Genomic DNA, 20190 nt, shown 5'->3' with positions numbered 1-20190 from the left:
GAAAATTACCGGGCGACGGGAACCATCCGGGCGCGGTCGTCGCGCGAGTTGACCACGGTCTTGCCGAACGGGAAGCACGTGACCGGGATCAGCTTGAGGTTGGCCCACGCGAGCGGCAGACCGATGATAGTAATGGCCTGCGCGACCGCGGTGACGACGTGCCCGAGAGCAAGCCACAGGCCGGCGACGACGAACCAGATGACGTTGCCGAGCACGCTCAGTCCCCCGCTGCTGGAGGTCTCGACGACTTCACGTCCGAACGGCCAGAGAACAAAGCCGGCGATGCGGAACGCGGCGAGGCCGAACGGAATGGTCACGATGAGCAGGCACGCCACGATGCCAGCCAGCACGTACCCCAGGAAGAGCCAGATCCCGGCGGTGACAAGCCAGATGATGTTGAGAATCAGTCGAATAAGTCCCATGCCGAAAGCATAGATGGGGTGCTACAGGTCGTGCTTCGCGGAAATCACGTTGAGCGTGATTTGTTGCGGCACGACACGCGCCAGAGCGAAAGCGACGGGTGCCATGGACCCGACGGCGTAGTGCGGTTTGGGGCGCGTAGCTCGGATTGGCCGGAGGATTTCACGGGCTACGCGTTCGGCGCTAATGCCGGATGCTTCGTTTCGGTTCAATTTCGCCAGCATCCGCGCGAATTCTGCGGCGTACGGGCCAGCTTCATCGACGTAGGTGGTGCGGCGGGCGGAGAGGCCGGTGGAGATGGCGCCGGGCTCGAGCGTCGAAAAGCCAATGCCGAAAGGGGCTGTCTCGCGGCGGGCGGCGGTGGCGAAGCCTTTGACGGCAGCTTTCGATGCGACATACGAGGAGCGGAATCCAAGCGGGAAGCTGCCCAGCATGGAGCCGACCATCACAACGCGCCCGCGCCCAGCTGCGCGCATGGCGGGCAGGAGGCGTTGGGTGAGGTCCACATGCCCGATCACGTTGACCTGGAAGAGCCGTTCGAGCGCGTCGCGAGGCAATTCCTCGAAGGGGCCCGACTGCGATTCGCCCGCATTATTCACCAGCACAGCAGGGGTGCCCATCGCCAGAATCTCGGCCGCACACGCCTCGATCGACGCCGGATTGCCGAGGTCGAGGCCGACGTATGTCACACCAGGCAATCGCTTATCGACGCCCCCTGGTTTCCTCGTCGTCCCCACCACCCGGAACCCCTCGCTCACTAGTAACCGAACTGTAGCTTCCCCAATGCCCGAGGTAGCGCCAGTGACCACGGCGAGATCGCCGGCACCGACCTCCGGAAGCTGCGGAGTGATAAAGAAACGTGTGATCCCCATGCCTGAATCTTAGGCGAGCAAAACTAAACTCACTGCCATAACGGCCATTCCGCCGACGACACCGTACACGGCGCTGTGGTGGCGGCCCGTCGCAATCGCGGTAGGCAAAAGATTGTCCAGGCTGACGAACACCATGATCCCGGCGATCGCGGCGAAGGTGACACCGAGAGTCGCAGGCCCGAGGAAGGGCTGCAAGAATAGGTACCCGATGATGGCGCCGAGCGGCTCAGCCAGACCGGACAAGGCTGCCCACCCGGCGGCGCGCCATTTCTTGCCGGTCGCTTCGCGCAGCGGCACAGCCACGGCAATGCCCTCCGGGACGTTGTGGATCGCGATAGCGACGGCCAGCGGCAGCGCGAGCGCCATGTCCTGCAACGCCACGAAGAAGGTGGCGAAGCCCTCGGGGAAATTGTGGATCGCGATCGCCATGGCAGTCATGACGCCGACTTTCCGCATGCGCGCACTACCGGCGACGGGGCTGGGCTCTTCGTGGGGATTGATCTCGTCGGGAACGAATCGGTCGATCACCGCGATCAGCAAAACGCCGCCGAAGAACGCCAACGGCCCCCAGACCTCAGCTGCGGCGACCCCGGCTTCTTCGAGCCCGTCGACACCTTCGGGGAGCAGCTCGACGAGGGAAATATAGAGCATCACGCCAGCGGAGAACCCAAGGGAGGCTGCCAGGAAACGTTCGCTTGGGTGGCGTTGGAGGGCGACGATGAGGCCGCCAAGGGCCGTCGATAAGCCTGCGAATAAGCAAATTGCGAACGCCGTCATGCGCGCAGCCTACAGTAGAAAATATGGCTACCGCGAAAATTTACGATGCTGAGCTCGACCCCACCAAAGACGATATCGCCGCGCGTTTCTCATCGATCGCGCAACTTGAAGGCTCCTACCGCGCCGTCGACCGCGACGACAAGGTCGGAATCGAAGTACTCGTCGGCCGCGACGCCGAGGGCGCGCTCACGCAGTGCGGCGTCAGCTACCGCGAGGAAAAAGAAGCGCTTGACGACGCTTTGTGCCCCCTTTCCCACTCCATTCTCGGCCCCCGCTCCGTCGCGCAGCTGACCGCGGATCCCGTGGCAGTCCGAGAGTTCGTCCAGCTGATTCTGCGCGGCGAAAATGGCGCGGATTTCTCCACAGGTGAGCCGATTTTCGGCGTGCGTGGCACTGGCAGCGGAAAAGCGACCGTGGACGATGTGGTGATCGAGGAGCATGACAAGCTCAATTCCGTGGGCACCCTCACCGTCGACGGCAAGGAAAAGCGCTACCAGCTGCGGCTGCAGCGCATTATCTCCGCTCTGCCGACAGCCGAGGACGGCGATTTCGCGCTCGTGCGCGAGGACGGCGCCATCCTGATGAACCTCGGCCTCTGGGATTAGTCCCGCTCGAGGCGCTCCATCAGCTCGTCGCGCACCTCGCGGCGGCGCACCTTACCCATCTGGTCCTTCGGCAGATTCTCGAAGTGGTAGAAGGCGCGCGGCACCTTGTAGCGGGTGAGATTCTCGCGGGCGAAGGCCTTAAGGCTCTCCGGGTTCATCTCCGCGCCGCGGTCCAAGACGACGCATGCGACGACGTCCTCTGAACCGTCGCTACGCGGACGCCCCACGACCGCGACATCGACGACGTCTCGGTGCCCCCGCAGGGTCTCCTCCACCTCCGCCGGGTACACGTTGAAGCCGCCGGTGATGATGAGCTCCTTGATGCGCGAGACGAGTTTGATGAAGCCGTCTTCTTCCATCACTCCCATATCCCCGGTGCGGAACCAGCCGTCGTGGAAGACCTTCTCGGTGGCCTCCGGGTTATTCAGGTAGCCGCCGAAGACCTGCGGCCCTTTGACCAGGATCTCGCCGGCTACGCCGTACGGCATGACCTCGTCGGGGTCGTCGGGGTTGACGATGCGCACCTCGGTGTCCGGGAACGGGATGCCAATGTACCCGGGACGGCGGTCCGCGCTTTCCGGGTTGCCGATCACGATCGGGGACGTCTCTGTCAGGCCATAGCCCTCCACGAGGCGGCCGCCGGTGATCTCTTCCCACTCCTCGATGACGCTGCCCGGCAGCGACGAAGCGCCGGAGAAGCCGATTTGGACCTGCGAGAGGTCGACATTCTTCTCGCGGGCGGACTGGATGATGCGCTCGAAGACGGTGGGCACGCCGGGGACGAATGTCGGCGGGGTCTTCTTCACCGCGCGCATGATCAGATCCATCGACGGGGCGGGCAGCAAGACGAGCTCGCTGCCGATGAAGAAGGTCAGCGTCAAAGAGAATGTCAGACCGTAGGCGTGGAAGAACGGCAAGGTGCCGAGCATGCGCTGCCCGGGCTGCTGCAGCTCCTTGACCCACGCGCGGCCCTGCACCGGGTTGGCCATCAGGTTGCGGTGAGTCAGCGCGGCTCCCTTCGGGGCGCCGGTTGTGCCGGAGGTGTAGAGAATCAGAGCGGGGTCGTCCAGCTCGATGTTGTCCGGGGTGCGCACGCGTGGCGGAATCACCTTCCGGGCGCCGAGGATCTTCTCCCACGGCAAGGTCCCTTCGGCCGGAGCGGTCAGCTGCTCCCGCGCCTTCTTCAGCTTGCCGACGGGCACCTGCAGCACCAGTTGCTGCAGCAACGGCATCGCCTTGGTCATATTGACGCTGATGACTATCGCCAGCTCCGTGCTGTCGTCGTCCTTGATCTTTGTGGCGGTCTCTGCGGCCTTGTCCCACACGATCGCCACGCGGGCGCCGTGGTCGGCGAATTGGGGGCGCAGCTCATGCGCCGTGTAGAGCGGATTATGCTCCACCACGATCGCACCCAACTTCTGCACCGCGAAAAAGGCCACGACGTGCTGCGGACAATTCGGCAGCATGATGGCGACGCGGTCGCCCTGCTGCACACCGATACGCTTGAGACCGTCGGCGGCGCGGCGAACCTCCACGTCCAGTTCTCCGTACGTCATGGTGCGGCCGAAGAAATGGGTCGCGGTCTTGCTGGCGTTGGCGGCGAGGTTGTCGTCGTAGATCTCGACGAGCGTCTTCTCCGGGTACTCCAGCGTATGGTCCGTCCACTCCGGGTAGTACTTCAGCCAGGGCTTGCCGCTGTTGTCAGCGGGCTCATTCACGTCGGACATGCCGTCCACCCTACGCCGGGACGATGGCCTTGGGGCGAAGAAAAATCCCCGCGACCAAAAAAAGGACCGCGGGGATCGGATGCAGTGGGCCCTGTGGGGATCGAACCCACGACCTGCGGATTAAAAGTCCGTAGCTCTACCAACTGAGCTAAAGGCCCGTGCGCATACATGGTAGCGGGGAGGTGGGTGAGGGGAGAAATCGGGGCGTCGATAAGCGAATGCCCACGTCAGTTTGTGTGACCGCGACGTGGGAAGGAACAATGGGGCACGTGACTTCTACTCTTCCGCAACTGCGCATCGGCGGCATGGACCTTGCTTCGCCGGTCATCCTCGCACCGATGGCCGGCGTAACGAACATGCCTTTCCGCGTGCTGTGCCGCGAGATCGAGCAGGAGCTGACCGGCACCGCGTCCGGGCTGTACGTGTGCGAGATGATCACGGCCCGCGCGCTGGTGGAAGGCAACGAGAAGACCCTGCACATGACCACGTTCGCGCCGCAGGAAACGCCGCGGTCGATGCAGCTGTACACCGTCGATCCGGAATACACGTACCGGGCGGTGCGCACCATCGTCGAGCGCGACATGGCGGACCACGTGGACATGAACTTCGGCTGCCCGGTGCCGAAGGTGACGCGCCGCGGTGGCGGCTCCGCACTCCCCTACAAGCGCAAGCTGTACGGGCAGATCGTCGACGCAGCTGTGCGCGCCACAGAAGGAACGGACATCCCGGTGACCGTGAAATTCCGCATCGGCATCGACGACGAGCACCACACGCACCTCGACGCCGGGCGCATCGCCGCCGATGCCGGTGCCGCCGCCGTGACTCTCCACGGGCGCACCGCCGCGCAGCGCTATTCGGGCGACGCGGACTGGGGCGAGATCGCGCGCCTGGTCGAGCACATGGACGGCACCGGCGTGCCCGTGCTGGGCAACGGCGATATCTTCGCGCCCCAGGATGCGCAGGCCATGATGGATGAAACGGGGTGCGCCGGCGTCGTCGTGGGGCGCGGCTGCCTCGGCCGCCCGTGGCTATTCGCGCAGCTCGGGGCACAATTGCGCGGCGAAGAGGTGCCCGAAGAGCCGACACTCGGCCAAGTCGCGCGAATCATGAAGCGCCACGCGGAGCTTCTCGCCGCCCACGAAGGCGAGGCCAAAGGCTGCCGAGACATGCGCAAACACGTAGGCTGGTACCTCAAAGGCTTTCCAGTCGGCGGTGAATTCCGCGGCCAGCTCGCACGCGTTTCTTCGCTCGCGGAGCTGGACGAGCAGCTCTCCACCATCGCCACCTCGAACGAGCGAGCTCAGGCTGCCGATTCCGCGCGCGGACGCCAAGGTTCCGCGGCGAAGGTGGCGCTCCCCGACGGCTGGTTGGACGACCCAGAAGACGACACCGTGCCGGTCGGAGCAGAGATTAACTCCAGCGGCGGATAGTGAGGACACCCCACCATGCGCACCGAATACCGCGAGCACCTCAACGCATTCGCTGAGGACTTGCAGTTCATGAGCGACACGGTGCGCACCGTCATGCGTTACGCATCCAAAGCGCTTATCGACGGCTCACTCGAAGACGCCGAAGCCGCCCTCACCGAAGCGGACACTTTGAAGGAGATTCGTGTCCGCTGCGAGGAACGCAGCATGGCTCTTCTGGCGTTGGAAAGCCCCGTGGCATCCGATTTGCGCCAGGTGTTCACCTCCATCTACATCGTGGAGGACTTCAACCGGATGGGTACCCTGGGACGCCATATCGCCAGCGTTGCTCGACTGCGGCACCCCGAATACGTCTACGACGAGACGATGAAACCCACCGTCGTGGAGCTAGCGCGGCTCGTGGACACCATGGGCGAGCTCATCCACGACCAACTGATCGCTCCCGACGTCGACGGTGCACTGGCGATGAGCGAATTCGACGACGAACTCGACGCGCTCAACCAGCACCTGCTCAACAGCGTCACCGCTCACGACTGGCAGGGAACGAGCCGCACCGCCGTCGACTTGGCGCTGCTCGGGCGCTATTTCGAGCGCTACGCCGACCACTGCGTCAACGTGGCCGCTCGCATTGTCTACCTCGTCACCGGACTCACACCCGAGCGCTACGTGCGCAAAAAGGACGCAGACGGCCACGAGGTTGAGATGAACGAACGCTTCCGGGAACTGGAAAGGTACTTCGGGCGGGGGCGGTAGGCGCGACGTCGATAAGCGGAAAAGCGTAAGCCCCCGGTAGGAACGAATCCTAGCGGGGGCTGCTGCGCGAAATGGCTTAGCCGAAGCGGCCAGCGATGTAATCCTCGGTCTCCTTGCGCTCAGGGTTCTCGAAGATCGTGTTGGTGTCGTTGAACTCGACGAGGTGGCCCGGCTTACCGGTCGCCTCGAGGGAGAAGAACGCGGTCTTGTCGGACACACGAGCTGCCTGCTGCATGTTGTGCGTCACGATGACGATGGTGTACTCATCCTTCAGCTCGTGGATCAGGTCCTCCACAGCGAGGGTGGAGATCGGGTCCAGTGCGGAACACGGCTCGTCCATGAGCAGGACCTCAGGCTGGACTGCGATCGCGCGAGCGATGCACAGACGCTGCTGCTGACCACCGGAGAGGCCGCCGCCCGGCTTATCCAGACGGTCCTTGACCTCGTCCCAGAGGTTCGCGCCACGCAGGGAGCGCTCAGCGACCTCCTTGAGCTTCTTCTTGTTCTTCTCGCCGGACAGCTTCAGGCCGGCGACAACGTTGTCCTCGATGGACATGGTCGGGAACGGGTTCGCCTTCTGGAACACCATGCCGATGGTGTTACGGACAGCCACCGGGTCGACGTTCTTGGCGTAGATGTCGTGGCCGTCGAGAAGCACTTCGCCGTCGACGGACGCGTTCGGGATGACCTCGTGCATGCGGTTCAGGGTGCGAAGCACGGTGGACTTACCGCAGCCGGACGGACCGATGAATGCGGTCACAGCCTGTGCGGGGATATCCATGTTGACGCTCTGGACGGCGTGGAAGTCGCCGTAGTAAATGTCGAGGTCGTTCAGCTGGAGCTTGATAGACATTAGTTTCTCCTAGATGGGAATGTTAGGCGGGGCGACTTATTTCTTGACCGAGAACTTCGCGGCAATGAAACGTGCCAGGAGGTTCAGGACAACGACGAGGATGACCAGGGTGAGGGCTGCGCCCCACAGGCGGTCCATGACCGGCTGTGCAGAACCGGACTTCCACATATCGAGCATGAACAGCGGAAGCGAAGACTGCGGCTGACCGAACAGGTGGATCCAGTTCAGCTGCGGCGTGGAGCCGACAAGGATCAGCACCGGAGCGGACTCACCCATGACGCGGGCGATGGCCAGCATGATGCCGGTAACGATGCCGGACAGTGCCGTCGGCAGCACGATGCGTGCAATGGTCTTCCACTTCGGGACGCCGAGGGCATAGGACGCCTCGCGGAGATCCATCGGAACAACGCGGAGCATCTCCTCGGTGTTGCGCACCACCACCGGGACCATCAGCAAGATCAGCGAGAGCGACACGGCGAAGCCGGAGCGCTGCTGGCCGAGGATGGTGATCCAGAGGGCGTAGACGAACAGAGCGGCAACGATGGACGGGACACCGGACAGGATGTCCACCATGAAGGTGGTCAGCTTGCCCAGCTTGCTGCCATTGGAGTACTCCACCAGGTAGATAGCGGTGAAGATACCGATCGGAATGGAGAACAGCGACGCGATCAGCGTCTGCATGAGGGTACCGGCGATGGCGTGCAGGGCGCCGCCGCCTTCACGGCGGGCACGAACGCCGATCATGTCCTGGGTCCACCAGTCCGGGTTCAAGATGGCCTCGTAGCCGCGGGACACCAGCGTGAACAGCAGCCAGAGCAGTGGGATGAGGGCGAGGATCATCGCGACCCACATCAGTCCGCCCATGAAGGAGTTCATGGTCTTGCGGGATGAGGAGATGTGGGTGAATGGGCTGCCGCTGGTCGCGGTAGCCTTCTCGCGGGTCGCGGTCGTGGTAGCTGCGGTGGTGCCAGCCGCGGTCTCGGCCGGGGCGGTCTCTGTCACCTTGGTGACCTTCTTGGACTCGCCAGAATTCTTACCGGGGTATGCAGTGCTCATGTCATACACCTACTTCTTGTTGACGATCGCACGAGCGACCGAGTTGACGATGAAGGTCAGCAGGAACAGCACCAGACCCGCGGAGATGTACGCACCAGCGGAAGTCGGGTTGTTGAACTCTGCCGAGGCACTCGCGATGGCGGTTGCGAAGGTCGAGCCGCCATCGAAAAGCGAACCGCGGAATTCCGGGCCGGTCGGGATGACCATGTAGAGCGCCATGGTTTCGCCCAGCGCACGACCGAGGCCCAGCATGGAGCCGGCGATGTAGCCGGACATACCGAACGGAAGAACAGTCATGCGGATGACTTCCCAGCGGGTCGCGCCCAGTGCCAGGGCGGACTCGATCTGTCCCGGAGGGGTCTGCACGAAGATTTCGCGGGTGGTCGCCGCGATGATCGGCAGAATCATGATCGCCAGGACGATGCCACCGGTGAGCATGTTGCCGCCCGTCGCGAACGACGGGGAGTTTTGGTACTGCTTGAACAGGAAGAAGTCGCCGCCCCAGGAGTGGATCCACTCGTAGAAGCCGGAGAGCTTCGGACCGAGCACCTGCGCGCCCCACAGACCGTAAACGATCGACGGGACAGCCGCGAGCATGTCGACGAGTGTCGCCAGCGGACGCACCAGCTTCTTCGGCGCGTAGTTGGAGAGGAAGATCGCAATGCCGAGGGCGATCGGCATTGCGAGGAGCAGAGCGATGATCGAGACCGTGATCGTGGTGAAGAAGAGGTTCGGAATACCGAACTTCATCTCCTCCAGGTTCGCGGTCTGCCAGTCACCTCCGTAGGTGAAGAAGTTCTCTTTGTTCAGGCGCAGCGGATTGAAGGCCTGAATCAGGAGGAACAGACCGATCGCGATGATGATGACGGTGATCAGAGCGGCGGAAATGGTGGAGAGCGATTCGAAGACGCGGTCGCCCGGACGCTTCACGCCAGCACCGCCACCTGCGGTGCCCACAGCGGCAGAGTCATCCCGGTCCGTTTCTACAGGCGTCGCCTGCGACGAGCCACCGATCGGGTCGGCGCTGGTCACGGAGCCGGCGCGAGCGTTATCCGGCAATTCGTTGTCAGCCATAGTGACGATTCCTTTGAATAGTGAAAGTCAGTGTGCGGAAGAGCGTGGACGCTCCCCCGCCTTTTGTCGGGGCATACGGCCGACACCGTTGTCGGTCTCCGAGCCGCACCCACCACGTGAACATGCCCCCGGCTCACAGCGGCAGCAGGGGGCATGTTGTCTTACCCAGACTGTGAGACTGGGTACGTGTGACGCTTAGGCCTTAGGAGATAGCGTCGACGGAAGCCTTCAGCTTCTCGGCGAACTCGCCCTTGACCGGGATGAAGCCGGCGTCAGCGAGCTCTTCGTCCTGGGACTCGAGGACGACGGTGAGGAAGTCCTTCACCATGTTCTTGGTCTCCTCGTCGTAGCCCTTGGAGCAGACGATCTCGTAGGTGGTCAGGACGAGCGGGTATGCGCCACCGTCGTGGGAAGCGAACAGAGCCTTGGAGTCGACGACCATGTCGTTGCCCTCGGACTTGAACTGGACGTTGTCCAGAGCCTTGTTGACGGTCTCGTCGGACAGCTCAACCGGGCCGCCACCGAAGTCGATGTTGGCGACACCGAGGTCGAGGTCACGTGCGTAGCCGGACTCGACGTAGGTGATAGCACCCGGGGTAGCGTTGACTTCCTCAGCCACAGAGGTGGAGCCATCCTTACCGACACCGACCTCCTTCGGGAATGCCTTGCCCTCGCCGGTCCACTTGCCATCGGAAGCAGCAGCCAGGAACTTCTGGAAGTTGTCGGAGGTACCGGACTCATCGGAGCGGTAGATCACGGAGATGTTCTGGTCCGGCAGCTCGACGCCGTCGTTGTTCTCGGCGATCTTCGGGTCGTTCCAGTTCTTGATGGTGCCGTTGAAGATCTCGACGATGTTGTCGACGGTCAGGTTCAGCTCGTCAACGCCCTCGATGTTGTAAGCGATAGCGACCGGGCCGATGACCATCGGCAGGTGCCATGCGTCGTTGCCACCGCAACGCTCCTTGGCAGCCTCGACCTCGCCCTTGTCCTCCTTCAGCGGGGAGTCAGAGCCAGCGAAGACAGCCTGGTTACCGGTGAAGTTCTTGATGCCCTTGCCAGAGCCGGTCGCGTTGTACGCGAGGTTCGCACCGGGAACAGCCTCGGAGTAGCGAACGCCGAAGTACTCCATAGCGTTCTTCTGGGAGGTAGCACCCTCGGCGACGAGCTGGCCGGTCTGACCAGACAGGCCCTCGATGGAGCCAGCGTCCTGGCCCTCGGAAGCGTTGTTCTCGCCGCCCTTGGCGTCGTCGGTGCCATTCTCGTTGGAGTCGCCGCAAGCGACGAGGGTCATGGAGGTCAGTGCAGCAATGCCTGCGACTGCTGCAGTGCGCTTGATGTTACGGATCACGGGGATACCTTTCCGGTGCGAATTCAGATTGCTTCTGAGCATCGGTCTCAGGGCGCAGGAATATCCGTGCCTGAGTGCTCACATTTGGGAAGCTACGGGTTTCGCGTTAACCATGCGACCCCTAAACGGTGAACAATGAGTTAACTTTGGGATCTCCTGTGAATTAGTGGTGCGTTCTGTGTCACATTTGAGACCATCAGGATCGTCAAGCCACGCGCACAGCGTTGGCGCGGTCGGCGGGACCCGCGGAATAGACGACATGGCGCTCCGCCACCTCAAAGCCCATCGCTTCGTACCTGCGCACGGCGGGAACGTTGTCGGCTTCGACATAGAGAATGACTCGGCGCGAACCGCCTGCGACGAGGTGCTCAAGTCCAGCGCGCATGAGGGGGTCGCCGAGACCGCGGCCGCGATAAGCGGAGGACAGGCCGACGACGTAGACCTCCCCCACTTCTTCCGAGTGGCGCTTAGTCCAGTGGAAGCCGGCCAAAGCAGGCACCACGTCAGCTTCAGCGCGATCAGCTGCCCACAGCAAACGCACGCCGTCAGGGTCGAACCAGGGGGCGTCCATGGAATCGTGAAGCGCCTCAGCCGTCTGGCCGCCTTGCTCGGGGTGCCAGGAGAATGCGTCGTTGTTGACGTCCAACCAGACCTGCTCAACGGCATCGCGGCCCCAGCGCGAAACGGATTCGGTGTAACTCAGCTCCTCAAGGCCGGCAGGCAGAGCGTCGCCAGTGGCACCGAATCCGCCGATGCGCTGCAGGGCTGTGCCGTCGATTGCCATGACGAGAAGTTCGCGGGTGGGGTGCAGCGATAAGCTCGAGGCGAGGGCTTGGGCCGCGGGAAGATTACCGTGGGCCCACAGGCCAGCGTTGGGGCGCGCCTGCAAGACAGTTTCAGCAAGTGCGGCGCCGTGCCCGTTGCGGCGGGAAGCTGGGTCCACGACCAGTTCGGCGGAGCCGTCGGGGGCGCAGGCGGCGAGAGAGCACAGGGTGTCGTCGATAAGCGATGCCCAATAGATATGGTCCGATGCGCGGCCGAGCTCTTTGGTGAATCCCTCTGAGAAGGCTTCGACGCCGTCGGCCTCATGCGCGCGGTCGAGGAGGGCGCGGGCGGCGTTGACCAGCGCGGATTCGGCGCCGAGATCGACGCGCTGCACTGCGGAAGAACCCTGTGTCATACCCCCAGGCTACGGTAAAGGCATGAAGGTGAAGGTGCTTGCGGCGATCGCGTGTGTCGTCGCGCTCGCGTTCGCCGCGGATGCGGCGGTGGCGGCGCAAGTGGAGCGCGCGTTGGCCGCGCACGCGCGGGAGGCTGATGCCCTTCCGGCGGACCCGGAGACGTACGTCGGCGGTCTACCGTTCGCGCAGGTCGCTCTCACGGGCGAGGTTCCGCGCGTGAGTTTCCAGGCGCTCGATGTGCACGTTGACGGGGTGGGAATCGCGAATACACGCACGGATATTTACGGCATCGACATCGACGCGGACAAGGCCGTCAGGGCGGAATTCGCGGGGGCGCATGCCAAGCGCGTGGAGCACACGCTGTCGCTCGACGGTGTCGCGTTCGGCCAACTGCTCGGCATGACGGACCTCGATATCGCGAATCCGTACGATATTTCGCCGACGGGCGGCACAGCGAGCGAGGCGCAGCTCACGGGCACGGTGCCGGGCACGGACGAGAAGACGTCGGCGGTGGTCACCCTCCGGCTCGACGGCACGACTTTCCGCATGGAACCCGAACAGCTTATCGACGTCCCCTCGGCCCTTACCTCCGCCGTCACCGACGCGTACACCCTTGAGTTGGATACCCGCGACCTCCCGATCGGCGCGCAGGCGGACCTCGTGGAAGTGGCGGGCGGGTCGATCCGCTTCTCCTCCCAGCAGCACGACGTGACCGTGACCGACGAGCTGCTGTCCCCCGTCGCGGTTCCAGCGGGCCGATGACTACCCTTGAGTGTCATGAGCGAAAACGAGAACCCGCAGAACGAACCGACGAATGCGAAGCTGAACAGCAACGACGCTGTCAACCTGGCTGCGGAGCAGTCGAAGGGCACGGCGCACCGCAATATTCCGGAGTTGGGCCTGGATGAGATCCCCCTGCCGGACGACACTGCGAACTTGCGCAAGGGACCGAACCTGCACGACGGCCTACTAGGCCTGCTGCCGCTGGTGGGCGTGTGGCAGGGCGAGGGCCAGGCAGTGGAGCTGCCCGCATCGCCGGAGGAGGAGCCCAAGGACTACGCGTTCGGCCAGCAGCTGGTCATTTCGCACGATGGCGAGAATTACCTTCGTTTCGATTCGCGTATCTGGCGCATCGACGAAAACGGCAAACCCACCGGCGCGGACCAGCGTGAGACCGGGTTCTGGCGCATCTCCCTCAAAGATGAGATCGAGGTGACGCTGACCAATTCCCGCGGATTGGTGGAGGTTCTCTACGGCTCCCCGGTCAACGAGCGCGCGTGGCAGATCACGTCGGCCTCCACGATCGCGACGGAGCAGGGCCCAGCCAACCATGGCCCGGGCAAGCGCATGTACGGGCTGATGCCGAACAACAATTTGGGCTGGGTCGACGAGCGTGTCGCAGCCGGCTCCACGCAGGACGACATCACGTTCATCCCCTACATGTCGGCTGAGTTGAAGCGTATCGCGGGCTAGCCGGCGACGGCGGCGTCGATAAGCTTGCGCACCTTCGCTTCTTCTTTTTTACTGGGCGCGGAGAGCTCTTTGCCGTCGATGGCGGTCACGCGCACTCCGCCGCGCACGGAGCTGACCAGCCACACCTGGTCGGAAGCGCGCAGGTAATCGACGTCGATGTCTTTTTCTTTGCAGCGCCACCCGTCTTTTTCCGCCCGCGCGAAGACCGCGGCTTGGGTGGTGCCTGGCAGCACATCGCCGCCGGTGGTGGGCGTGCGCAGCTTGTCGCCGCGGACGACGATCACTGACGAGGTCGCTCCCTCAAGCACGCGCCCGGTGGCGGGGTCGATGTAGATGACGTCGTCAAAGCCGCGGCTTTTTGCCCAGCGCACGGCGGACATCGCCGCCGCGTAGTTGAGCGTTTTCGCGCCGACGGTCAGCCATGGGGTCTCCTCCATGGCGGCGAGGGTGTAGCCGCGCGGGGCGGTCATGATTTTCGCGCCACGTTCGCGCAGCTCAAGTTGCTCGCGCGGAATCGGCCGCACGGTCACCCACGCGCTGGGCACACCGGTGGATTCGCGGCCGCGGGTGTACGTCCACTGGCATTTCGCCTCGACGTCGGCCGCCTCGAGGCCGGATTCGCGCACGAAATCGGCGACGGCCATCTCGGTCGCGTTCCGCCACGCTTGAGCGGGCGGTTCCGGGAGGTCGAGCAGGCGCGCGGAATTCACGAAGCGTTTCAGGTGCGCGTCGAGATTCGTGGGCGTGCCGGCAGTGACGAGGATGGTCTCAAAACAGCCGTCGCCGCGCGTGACCGCCGCGTCGTCCCAGTACACGTGCGGCAGATTAGCGTTTTGCCGCCGCAGGGAACCGCCGAACGGCTCGACGAGGTAAATGACTGCGTTGTTCGGGCCCATGATTCCCCATTATGCCCGCGTACTATTGGGGGACGTGAATAACTACCGTTCGCCCCTTTTAAGCTTCACTGGTGCGGCCGAGCTGCCCGTCGCAACGAGCACGCTTATCGACGCCGCTGGCGTCCCCTCCCACTACGGCGATCCCCTGCGCGAACAGCGTTTCGTGCAACGCGGCGGTGTCGCTGTGGACCGCAGCCACCGGTGCGTGATCCGCGTTGCCGGACCGGATGCCGCGGATTTTTTGAACAACCTCCTGTCGCAGAAACTCGACGACGCCCCCGACGGGTATTCCGCCGCATTCTGCGATCTGGACATACAGGGGCGCATTCTCCACCACGGCGACATCACGCGCGCCGGCGACACGTTCTACCTGGATACCCCGTCGTATCTGGGCGAATCCCTGCTGGAGTACCTGACCAAGATGATCTTCTGGTCGGAGGTGACGGTCGATAAGGCGGACCTCGGCATCATCACTGTGCTCGGCGCTCCCAGCTCGTTCGCTGTGCCGGAATCCACCGGCGCCGTCTTCTCCCGCGAGGTGGACTGGGCCGGCCCGCGCCGCATCGACATCGCCGTGCCACGCGCTCAGCTTGCCGACGCCTACCGGGCGCTCACCAGCGCTGACGCCGGCCTGGAAAAGGCAGGCCTGATGGCGTTCACCGCCGAACGCGTCAAGGCCTTAGAGCCAGAACAACGCGCGGACCTCGACGCGAAATCCATCCCGCACGAGGCACCGACGCTCATTGCCCGCGGCGGCCACGTCGGCGCCGTGCACCTGAATAAGGGTTGCTACCGCGGGCAGGAGACCGTGGCACGAGTTGAGAACCTCGGCCGCTCTCCGCGCCTGATGGTCCTCGTGCACTTGGACGGCTCTGCCCCAGCGGAACCGGAAGCGGGCTCTCCTGTCACCGTGGGCGGGCGCACCGTAGGACGACTCGGCACTGTCGTCCACGACTGCGATTTCGGGCCGGTCGCCCTAGCGTTGGTGAAACGCTCCGCACTCAATGCACCAGGAGATGGCATCACCCTGGACATCGAAGCGGGCGACGTGGAAAACGGCACCATGACCGTCACCGCCGCTGTGGACATTGATTCCCTGCCGGCGGATGAAGGGGAAAAGGCGGGGCGCGCCGCCGTGAATAAGCTGCGCGGGCGCTAGTTCTTAGCGCTTATCGTCGTCAGCGTCCCAGTCGGCGTACTCGGCGTACTGCGGGTCGACCTCGTAATCGTCGTCCTCGTCATGGTCGTCGTCCCACTGGTTATTCGAAGGGGCCTTGCCCGCGAGCTCCCGCTGGAGCGAATCAAGATCCATGTCGGGCGTGTTGTACTTCAACTGGCGTGCGACCTTGGTCTGCTTTGCTTTGGCGCGTCCGCGACCCATGGCGTGACCCCCTTGAGGTGTCTAAAGGGCGGCTCGATTAATCGGCGGCCCTTCTGAAAACGTCTGAAAATTTGTCCTGCATGCCATAATAGCGTGCGCGTCAAATTATGTCGCTTACCTCCACCACCAGCACAAACCGCTCGGGGCGCGGTGTGCGCGCCTTAAGCTACTAGTGCACGTGCGTCCCGACGAGCGTCGCGCGCGCCCCTGCATCCTCCCCTGTCGCGGTGCGCACGACGCCGAGCTCCCAGCAGTCCACGTGGCGCGCGGTGAGCATCGCCAGCGCGCGGTCCCGGTCCTCCGGCGCGACGACCGCGACCATGCCGACACCCATGTTGAATGTCTTTTCCATCTCTTCTTCCGGAACCTTGCCCACGGTGCGGATGGTGCGGAAAATCTGCGGCGGCTCCCACGACGCGCGGTGCATTTCCGCGACCTTGCCTTCGGGGATGACGCGCTCCATGTTGCCCACGAGACCGCCGCCCGTGACGTGGCAGAACGTACGCACCTCGCACTCGTGCGCCAGCGCCAAGCAGTCGAGGGCGTAAATGCGGGTCGGCTCAAGCAGCTCCTCGCCGAGCGTGCGACCCAATTCCTCGATATGGCCGTCGAGCGGCAGCCCTGCCTTTTCAAGCAGGACGTGGCGGGCCAGGGAATAACCGTTGGAGTGCAGTCCGGACGACGCCATACCGATGATCACGTCGCCGTCGCGCACACGGTCAGGGCCGAGCAGCTCGTCAGCCTCGACGACGCCGACGGCCGTGGCGGAGACATCGTATTCATCCTCGCCCATCACGCCCGGGTGCTCCGCGGTCTCGCCGCCGAGCAGCGCGCAACCGGCCTGGACGCAGCCCTCGGCGATGCCGCCGACGATCTCCGCGACCTTCTCCGGCACGACCTTGCCCACCGCGATGTAATCCTGGAGGAACAGCGGCTCTGCGCCGCAGACCACGAGGTCGTCGACGCACATGGCCACCAGGTCGATGCCGATCGTGTCGTGCTTGTCCATGGCCTGGGCGACAGCGAGCTTCGTGCCCACACCGTCCGAGCCGGCTGCCAACAGCGGCTCCTTGTACTTGCCCAGCGCGAACAGTCCGGCGAAGCCGCCGAGGCTGCCGCGGACCTCCGGGCGTGTCGCGCGCTTGGCGTGCGGGGCGAAGAGCTCGACGGCTTTGTCGCCGGCCTCGATATCCACACCGGCAGCGGCGTAGGAGACAGAAGTGTCAGCCTGGGTGTCCGGGTTTTCCGGCTGCTGGTTGTCGGGGGTGGTCATGAAAGCTACATCCCTTCCTGAATGCGCCGAACCGCATCGGCATTGGCATTGTGCTCGGGCAATCCGAGCGGATAGTGGCCGTCGAAGCAGGCGGCGCACAGATTGTTGGCGGGCTTGCCCGTGGAGGCGATCATGTCGTCAATGCTCACGAACGCCAGCGAATCGGCTCCGATGACGCGGCAGATATTCTCCGCCACGGCTTCCTCATCTCCACCCGCGTTATTGGCGATGAGCTCGCCCGGGCTGGCGAAATCGATGCCGTAGAAACACGGCCATTTCACCGGCGGCGACGCGATGCGCACGTGCACTTCTGCGGCGCCGGCTTCGCGGAGCATCCGGATCAGTTTGCGCTGGGTGTTGCCGCGCACGATCGAATCGTCGACAACGACGAGGGATTTGCCCTCGATGATCTCGCGCACCGGGTTGAGCTTCAAGCGCAGACCCAGCTGGCGCAAGGTGTCCGACGGTTGGATGAACGTGCGGCCGACATAGGCGTTCTTCATCAGGCCCTGTGCGAACGGAATGCCAGATTCCTCGGCGTAACCGATCGCGGCAGGGGTGCCGGACTCGGGAACAGGCATGACGATATCGCCGTCGACGGGCGCGACGCGGGACAGGCGGCGGCCGATCTCCAGACGGGTGGCGTTGACCGTTTGGCCTTCCACCACGGAATCAGGGCGCGCGATGTAGACGTACTCGAACACGCACGTCTTCGGCGTGGCGTCGGCGAAGCGTTCGGTGTGGATGCCGGATTCGTCGATGGCGATGAGCTCGCCGGGTTCGATGTCGCGGACGAAGGACGCACCGGTGATATCCAGCGCGGCAGTCTCGCTGGCCACAACCCAGCCCTGCTCGAGGCGACCCAGCGACAGCGGTCGCACGCCATGCGGATCGCGCGCCGCGTACAAGGTGTTGCCGTCGGTGAAAACGAGGCAGAAAGCACCCTTCAACGTCGGCAGCAGATCGCGGGCGGAATCGAGGAGGGTGCGGTCGTCGCGGACGCCGTCGGCAAGCAATGCCGAGACCACGGCAGTATCCGACGACGAGCCCTGCCCCTCGACCCCCTCGGCGGACACGAGCTTGCGGCGTACCGCCTCATCTTCCAGCGTCTTGAAATTGACCAGGTTGCCGTTATGCGCCAGCGACACATCGGTCCCGTTCGGGGAGGTCCGGAACATCGGCTGGACGTTCTCCCACTTCCCGGACCCCGCGGTGGAATAGCGCGTGTGGCCGATTGCCACATCGCCCTGCAACGCGTCCAGAATCGCCTCGTCGAAGACTTGCGAGACCAGACCGCTGTCCTTGAACACCACGATGCGGCCCTCATCGCCCACTGCAATGCCGGCGCCTTCCTGGCCGCGGTGCTGCAAGGCGAACAGGCCGAAATACGTCAGCTTGGACACATCCTCCCCCGGTGCCCATACGCCGAAGACACCGCACTCCTCGCGCGGCTCGTTCTCCTCGGCCTCCATATCCCGTGGGATACCAGTAGGCACCGAATGATCGGTGACGTTGGCGGCATCGGCAGCATCAGCATTCAGGCTTTGCACGTGCACAACCCTAGTGGATTCACCCACCTAGAGAGCAATCACCGGCAAGCCGGCGGTGACCTCCCCGGCGCGGGAACCCGAGGCTTCCACCAGACCCTCGGCAACGGCGGTGTCATAATCCAGCTTCCCCGTGGCCAATTGCAGCCAGACTTCCGGCGCCATCTCCACCACATTGGGAGGGGTGCCGCGGGTGTGACGCGGGCCCTCAACACACTGAACAGCCACAAATGGGGGCACCCGAAGCTCCACCGTGTGTCCGGGGAGTTCGGCGGCGAGGGCGCGCACGGAGCGTCGACAAGCGTCAGCGATCAGCCCACGAGCCGGAACGGGCGTGCTTTCCGGATCCTCGATCCACCCCTTGACAGCCTCAATCGCGGCGCGGGTAGCCGAAGGGTCGTTCTTAGGAGTCATGATCGCAGTCTACGTATTAAACTCACAGGAATGACCGAGACAGCGGAATCTGTAGATAAGCCCTCATCCATCACTCTTCGCTTCATGGCGGCCCCGACGGACATCATTCACGCTGGTGCGCAAGGCGTTTCCGGCGGACGTGTCCTCGAGTGGATCGACAAAGCCGCCTACGCCTGTGCCGTCCAGTGGTCCTCCACCTATTGCGTCACCGCATACGTGGGCCACATTCACTTCACCCGCCCCATCCCGTCCGGACACATCGTGGAGGTGCGCTCCCGCATCGCCATGACCGGCCGGAGCTCCATGCACATCGTCAACGAGGTCCTCTCCGCCGACCCGCGCGAAGGCGTGTTCACCCGCGCCTGCGACTGCCTGGTCATCTTCGTGGCCAAGGACCCCGAGACCGGCAAGGGCATGCAGGTGCCCACCTACGTCCCGCAGACCGACGAAGAAAAGCGCGTCGAGCAGGCCGCGAAGTCCCGCATGGAGCTGCGCAAGAACATCGAAGAGCAGATGGCGGAGCAGACCTACGACGGCGAGTCCCGCGCCCCGCGCATCATCCACCGCTTCATGGCCAAGCCGACCGACATCAACTGGGGCGGCAAGGTCCACGGCGGCACCGCGATGGAGTGGATCGATGCCGCAGGTACCTCCTGCACGATGGAATGGTCCGGTGAGCAGACTGTGGCCGTCTATGCAGGCGGCATCCGCTTCTACCGCCCGATCTCCATCGGTGACCTCATCGAGGTCGACGCACGTCTGACCCGCACCGGCAAGCGCTCCATGAGCGTGGACACCCACGTGCGTTCTGGCGATCCACGCGGCGGCCGCGAGAACCTGCAGACGGCGATCCACGCCACCTTCACCTACGTCGCCACCGACACGGACGGCGACCCGCTGAAGGCCCGCAAATTCGTCCCCGAGACCGAGGAAGACAAGGCTCTCTGGCAGCACGCCGAGGTGCTCAAGGCGATGCGGGAGGAGTACCGCCCCATGCCGCTCGTCTCCCCGAACCCGTCCACCCAGCGGACTGACTAACCGCGGAGCAAACACAAGGCACAGAAAAAGCGCGGGGACCGCTTCACGGCGGTACCCCGCGCTTTGCGCGTAAGC

General features: G+C 64.1%; 21 protein-coding genes and 1 tRNA gene. 7 read left to right on the top strand and 15 right to left on the bottom strand.

The window, feature by feature from the left end; translation table 11 throughout:
* Positions 1-5: 5 nt before the first annotated feature.
* From J5Y21_RS08415 to zupT, 3 genes are read right to left on the bottom strand one after another with little or no spacing between them, the layout of a single operon-like run.
* The gene (locus tag J5Y21_RS08415; protein ID WP_210574403.1) at positions 6-422 is read right to left on the bottom strand and encodes a YccF domain-containing protein; all 417 of its coding nucleotides are present in this window, start codon (positions 420-422) and stop codon (positions 6-8) included.
* Positions 423-443: 21 nt separating this feature from the next.
* A complete protein-coding gene (locus tag J5Y21_RS08410; RefSeq protein ID WP_210574402.1) occupies positions 444-1292 on the bottom strand; it encodes an SDR family oxidoreductase in 849 nt (282 codons plus the stop codon).
* Between the two features lie 9 nt (positions 1293-1301).
* Positions 1302-2069: a zinc transporter ZupT gene (zupT, locus tag J5Y21_RS08405; RefSeq protein WP_210574401.1), complete on the bottom strand. Its 768-nt coding sequence runs from the start codon at positions 2067-2069 to the stop codon at positions 1302-1304.
* Positions 2070-2092: 23 nt separating this feature from the next.
* Here zupT and J5Y21_RS08400 point away from each other — a divergent pair, with 23 nt between their 5' ends.
* Positions 2093-2674: a hypothetical protein gene (locus J5Y21_RS08400; RefSeq protein ID WP_210574400.1), complete on the top strand. Its 582-nt coding sequence runs from the start codon at positions 2093-2095 to the stop codon at positions 2672-2674.
* Here the strand turns inward: J5Y21_RS08400 and J5Y21_RS08395 are convergent.
* A complete protein-coding gene (locus tag J5Y21_RS08395) occupies positions 2671-4401 on the bottom strand; it encodes a long-chain-fatty-acid--CoA ligase (RefSeq protein WP_210574399.1) in 1731 nt (576 codons plus the stop codon). The genes J5Y21_RS08400 and J5Y21_RS08395 overlap by 4 nt on opposite strands.
* An 85-nt stretch (positions 4402-4486) precedes the next feature.
* Positions 4487-4559 (bottom strand) — tRNA-Lys (locus J5Y21_RS08390).
* Positions 4560-4661: 102 nt separating this feature from the next.
* Between J5Y21_RS08390 and dusB the strand changes: the two genes are divergently transcribed.
* Entirely contained in the window at positions 4662-5831 is a 1170-nt protein-coding gene (dusB, locus tag J5Y21_RS08385) for a tRNA dihydrouridine synthase DusB (protein WP_210574398.1), read from the top strand.
* Between the two features lie 15 nt (positions 5832-5846).
* Positions 5847-6581 carry a phosphate uptake regulator PhoU gene (locus J5Y21_RS08380; RefSeq protein WP_210574396.1) on the top strand — a complete coding sequence of 245 codons (735 nt, stop codon included), beginning with the start codon at positions 5847-5849 and terminating at the stop codon, positions 6579-6581.
* A gap of 76 nt (positions 6582-6657) precedes the next feature.
* On the opposite strand, the gene pstB is transcribed toward J5Y21_RS08380, so the two are convergent.
* The 5 genes from pstB to mshD form a co-directional block, all read right to left on the bottom strand.
* Positions 6658-7434, bottom strand: a complete 777-nt coding sequence (pstB, locus tag J5Y21_RS08375) for a phosphate ABC transporter ATP-binding protein PstB (RefSeq protein ID WP_210574394.1) — start codon at positions 7432-7434, stop codon at positions 6658-6660.
* 36 nt (positions 7435-7470) lie between these two features.
* The gene (gene pstA / locus J5Y21_RS08370; RefSeq protein ID WP_246875092.1) at positions 7471-8310 is read right to left on the bottom strand and encodes a phosphate ABC transporter permease PstA; all 840 of its coding nucleotides are present in this window, start codon (positions 8308-8310) and stop codon (positions 7471-7473) included.
* A gap of 189 nt (positions 8311-8499) precedes the next feature.
* Entirely contained in the window at positions 8500-9564 is a 1065-nt protein-coding gene (gene pstC, locus J5Y21_RS08365; RefSeq protein WP_210574392.1) for a phosphate ABC transporter permease subunit PstC, read from the bottom strand.
* Positions 9565-9766: 202 nt separating this feature from the next.
* Positions 9767-10912: a phosphate ABC transporter substrate-binding protein PstS gene (pstS, locus tag J5Y21_RS08360; protein ID WP_210574391.1), complete on the bottom strand. Its 1146-nt coding sequence runs from the start codon at positions 10910-10912 to the stop codon at positions 9767-9769.
* A 205-nt stretch (positions 10913-11117) separates the two neighbouring features.
* Positions 11118-12092: a mycothiol synthase gene (gene mshD / locus J5Y21_RS08355; RefSeq protein WP_210574390.1), complete on the bottom strand. Its 975-nt coding sequence runs from the start codon at positions 12090-12092 to the stop codon at positions 11118-11120.
* A 22-nt stretch (positions 12093-12114) separates the two neighbouring features.
* Here mshD and J5Y21_RS08350 point away from each other — a divergent pair, with 22 nt between their 5' ends.
* Positions 12115-12855 (top strand): DUF2993 domain-containing protein, encoded by a 741-nt coding sequence (locus tag J5Y21_RS08350; protein ID WP_210574388.1) that lies wholly within the window; start codon positions 12115-12117, stop codon positions 12853-12855.
* 15 nt (positions 12856-12870) lie between these two features.
* Positions 12871-13566: an FABP family protein gene (locus tag J5Y21_RS08345; protein WP_210574386.1), complete on the top strand. Its 696-nt coding sequence runs from the start codon at positions 12871-12873 to the stop codon at positions 13564-13566.
* Here J5Y21_RS08345 and J5Y21_RS08340 read toward each other — a convergent pair.
* Positions 13563-14462 carry an aminodeoxychorismate lyase gene (locus J5Y21_RS08340; RefSeq protein WP_210574384.1) on the bottom strand — a complete coding sequence of 300 codons (900 nt, stop codon included), beginning with the start codon at positions 14460-14462 and terminating at the stop codon, positions 13563-13565. The genes J5Y21_RS08345 and J5Y21_RS08340 overlap by 4 nt on opposite strands.
* Between J5Y21_RS08340 and J5Y21_RS08335 the strand changes: the two genes are divergently transcribed.
* On the top strand, positions 14461-15621 hold the full coding sequence (locus tag J5Y21_RS08335) for a folate-binding protein YgfZ (protein ID WP_210574382.1): 1161 nt from the start codon (positions 14461-14463) through the stop codon (positions 15619-15621). The two genes, J5Y21_RS08340 and J5Y21_RS08335, sit on opposite strands and share 2 nt — an antisense overlap.
* Positions 15622-15624: 3 nt before the next feature.
* On the opposite strand, the gene J5Y21_RS08330 is transcribed toward J5Y21_RS08335, so the two are convergent.
* From J5Y21_RS08330 to J5Y21_RS08315, 4 genes are all read right to left on the bottom strand, one after another.
* The gene (locus J5Y21_RS08330) at positions 15625-15843 is read right to left on the bottom strand and encodes a DUF3073 domain-containing protein (protein WP_210574380.1); all 219 of its coding nucleotides are present in this window, start codon (positions 15841-15843) and stop codon (positions 15625-15627) included.
* Between the two features lie 169 nt (positions 15844-16012).
* A complete protein-coding gene (gene purM, locus J5Y21_RS08325) occupies positions 16013-17116 on the bottom strand; it encodes a phosphoribosylformylglycinamidine cyclo-ligase (RefSeq protein WP_210574378.1) in 1104 nt (367 codons plus the stop codon).
* 5 nt (positions 17117-17121) lie between these two features.
* Complete coding sequence (gene purF, locus J5Y21_RS08320; protein ID WP_210574425.1) at positions 17122-18588, bottom strand: amidophosphoribosyltransferase; 1467 nt, start codon at positions 18586-18588, stop codon at positions 17122-17124.
* A gap of 105 nt (positions 18589-18693) precedes the next feature.
* Positions 18694-19077 (bottom strand): sterol carrier family protein, encoded by a 384-nt coding sequence (locus tag J5Y21_RS08315; protein WP_210574376.1) that lies wholly within the window; start codon positions 19075-19077, stop codon positions 18694-18696.
* Positions 19078-19107: 30 nt separating this feature from the next.
* Here J5Y21_RS08315 and J5Y21_RS08310 point away from each other — a divergent pair, with 30 nt between their 5' ends.
* Positions 19108-20115, top strand: a complete 1008-nt coding sequence (locus J5Y21_RS08310) for an acyl-CoA thioesterase (protein ID WP_210574374.1) — start codon at positions 19108-19110, stop codon at positions 20113-20115.
* Positions 20116-20190: the final 75 nt, after the last annotated feature.

It is taken from the genome of Corynebacterium sp. Marseille-P3884, assembly GCF_017942225.1.
Lineage (GTDB): Bacteria > Actinomycetota > Actinomycetes > Mycobacteriales > Mycobacteriaceae > Corynebacterium.
Note: the sequence above shows the minus strand (reverse complement) of the source record. Positions and strands in the feature narration are given on the sequence as shown.